Here is a 3,254-nt window from a genome sequence, read left to right as displayed (position 1 = left end):
TACACGACCCCCACTAAAAGTTTGACCCCGAAACCCTTCATACCGACGACGGTCTACTGATCACAAACCGGCGCGGTCAGCGTCTCGCGCAAACTTTTCGCCCGTATATCGGGCCAGGATTCTTCGATGTAGTGCAGGCAGGTGGCGCGGTCAGCTTCCCCGAAAACTACCCTCCAACCGGCGGGAACGACAGTGAATGTTGGCCAAAGACTGTGTTGTTCTTCGTTATTGACCAAGACGAAAAAACTGCCATTGTCGTCATCGAACGGATTGAGCGGCAACGGATGGACCCCCTTACATCAACCTAAATTACCAAATGACGCTGCCCGCAACGCGAGCATCCTTGCAGCGCTTGAGGATTGAGCCGTCAGGCCCGGCCAGAATGTCGACCAGCCCACCCGCTGGATGTCAGCGCCGGTGAACTCGGTCACGAGGGGTGGCGCCGCAACACGATCGTCGCGGTACCCATCCCGGCCCCGCGCCGACAGCCGTTGATTACCGAACAGCGCGGCCAGTGCGCGCTGACGCTACCGCTATCGACGTCGCGATCCACGGTGCGCGGATACCCAACAGTCACTCCCCGAAACATCTGAATTCCGTTCTTACATAACCCGATCCGCAGCCAATGTTACTGCTGCACGGTTGCGTTTCCGCGCAGCAAAAGACCGTGTTGCGCCGGTGTTGCATTTATCACTGCCCGGCTGGCACGCCTGACGCTCGCGTGGCTTCCCTGTCGCTCGGCGTTGGTCGTTTGCCGAAGTCGACCACGCGGCATGCAACCGGGCGATCACCCAATCTTTGCTTCCGACACCCGGTTTCGCCCGGCGTGGCCGCCTGTCGCCTGCGGCCCCATCCCAGCGCAGTTCGGCGAAAATCTCACTAAACGGCTCCTAGCAGCGCATTCACGGATATTCGCGTTCAAGCCTAGCGGCGATCGCCCAGATGTCGAATCCCACACGCGCACCGTGTGAAAACGTATGGACGCTTGCTAAGTGAAGGCCGATGTCGTGGCCGTGGTCCGCGCCAGACTGTTTCCACCCGTAGCTACCAGCGAGCGTTCCGTGGCGACCACGCTTCAAGGGCCGGGCAACATCGCCGGTCGGGTTTCGTCGGACGCACCCTCACCGGCTACCGTTTGCCGACTACGTTCTGCCAGTGCCGCAGCAGGGCCCCACGCAGGCTTGTTGTGATTGATGTCACGCACCCGTGGCGGGTACGGAGTTCGCCAGCGCAGGCACATCACGCTGGCCCGCTAACCCTGCAATCCCGAAACCGGCGGCATGAGCCCGCGCATCATCGGCTCACAGAACCGCTTCCTCACCTGCGCCGCTATGCCTGCGGTGGCGAAGCCCGAATCCGTTGGACACGATCACGTTTCGGCGCACACAGCTGATTCATAGCCGAGTTTGCCGAACGAAAAATTTCCCGTTCTTACCTGCAATTCGGCGGCGTTTAGACCCGGCCGCGCGCGGGTAGCGTCTCGAACCATGTGGGGGTCAGTGCTGGGCCTGGGGATTCTGGCTGCGCTCAATCCCGTCCGTCTCGGGCTCGCCCTGCTGATGATCTCTCGGCCACGGCCCGGGCCGAGTCTGCTCGCATACTGGCTAGGCGGGTTGACGGTGTGCATACCCGAGTTGCTCGTCCCGCTGATGCTGCTGAACTTCACCCCGATGTTTGGACATGTTGCGCACGGTTCGGCGTCCCCGTCGGCGAGCTCGACCCTCGGCAAGATCCAGATCGGCCTCGGCGTCGTCGGCCTGTCGATCGCCGCTGTGATGACGGTGCGCTTTCTTGCCCGTCCGCGGACGCCACAATCCGTACCCGAGGACGAGCGCTCCCGGGAACTGTCGATGGTCTCGGGTGCGCCGATCGCGATGCCGCGGCTGCTGACCCGGGTCCCGGATGCGTCGGTGGAGAGCCCATCGCCAGTCCGGCGTCTGCTCGGCCGCGTTCACAACGCGTGGGAGAGCGGCTCCTGGTGGGTCGCGTGGGTGATCGGCATCATCTCGGTGCCGGTCGACGGTGTCCTGTTCATCGTCGCGGTCATCGCGGCGTCGGGGGCATCGGTCACCGCGCAGGCCAGCGCTTCCGTCGCGTTCGTCATTCTGATGTACGCCGTCGTCGAGGTCATTCTCGTCGGGTATGTGCTGACGCCGGCGAAAACCCAGTCTCGCTTGCTCGTGCTGCACAATTGGGTGCGGACCTACCACCGGCAAATTTTGGTGGCGCTGTTCACGGTGGTCGGCGTGTCACAGCTGGCGCAGGGTCTACACATCCTCTAAAAGCGGCAGCCCGAACGCCGCGGGGTGGCGGATCGAGGACAACTCGCGCAGTATCTCGCTATGAGACGAGAAGTGGGCGCCGAGCTTGAAGTCGAAATCACCGCGGCGACGACGTTGGAGTTTCAGATCGCGGTCGCACCCCATCCGCGAGCCGAGGTGTTCGAGTCGCTGCGCTTCGTGTGTGACGGAAAGCCGATCACGCCCATGGAAATCAGCGGGCTTCATGGCAACCGCATCCATAAGTTCGACGCGGCTGTGGGCACCCTGCGGGTCGACTACGAGGCGACGATCGTGGGTCAAACTGAGCCGCCTCCGGTGACCGAATACGACCAGTCGATGTACCTGCGGCCCAGCCGCTACGCCGAATCCGATAAGTTCTTTGGTTTCGCCGCAACGGAATTCGGCAACGACCGCGATTCGGCGGAACTGCTGGAGCACGTCAGTTCCTGGGTGGGCACGCGACTGGATTATGTCCCCGGCTCCAGTGACCCGATTGACGGGGCGGTGGACACGATGCTCGCCGGCGAAGGTGTGTGCCGAGACTATGCCCATCTGGTGGTGGCGCTGCTGAGGGCGGTCAGCGTCCCGGCCCGGGTGGTGTCGGTGTACGCGCCGGGCGTGTATCCCATGGACTTTCACGCCGTCGCGGAGGCTTTCGTCGACGGGCACTGGCGGGTTGTCGACGCGACGCTGCTGGCACCGCGACAAACGCTGGTGCGGATAGCCACCGGTCGCGACGCCTCCGACACGGCGTTCCTCGACAATCACAAAGGTGCGATCACGTTGAATCGCCTGGTCGTGAGCGCCGTGGTGGACGGCGAGTTGCCCAGGGACTCCATCGACCAACTGGTTTCCATCCGCTGAGGTCGGCTGAAACCGACTGCGCTGCATGGTAAATCGACGGATGACCGGATGACTCGCAGTCCGAAACCGCGATCTGGTGATTTGCGGCCCTTCGGACTGGATACCAGA

General features: G+C 62.9%; 3 protein-coding genes. 2 read left to right on the top strand and 1 reads right to left on the bottom strand.

From position 1 onward, the window contains the following. Nucleotides 1-53: 53 nt before the first annotated feature. Nucleotides 54-281 carry an MbtH family protein gene (locus ACZYVJ_RS01120; RefSeq protein WP_463829310.1) on the bottom strand — a complete coding sequence of 76 codons (228 nt, stop codon included), beginning with the start codon at nucleotides 279-281 and terminating at the stop codon, nucleotides 54-56. Nucleotides 282-1,487: 1,206 nt separating this feature from the next. Here ACZYVJ_RS01120 and ACZYVJ_RS01115 point away from each other — a divergent pair. Continuing rightward, nucleotides 1,488-2,282, top strand: coding sequence for a GAP family protein (locus ACZYVJ_RS01115; RefSeq protein ID WP_463829309.1), 795 nt, complete (start codon nucleotides 1,488-1,490; stop codon nucleotides 2,280-2,282). Between the two features lie 60 nt (nucleotides 2,283-2,342). Further along, nucleotides 2,343-3,146, top strand: a complete 804-nt coding sequence (locus ACZYVJ_RS01110) for a transglutaminase-like domain-containing protein (RefSeq protein ID WP_463829308.1) — start codon at nucleotides 2,343-2,345, stop codon at nucleotides 3,144-3,146. Nucleotides 3,147-3,254 lie beyond the last annotated feature (108 nt).

Source organism: Mycobacterium sp. IDUB_3 (assembly GCF_055419585.1).
This window is presented reverse-complemented; position numbering and strand designations above follow the sequence as displayed.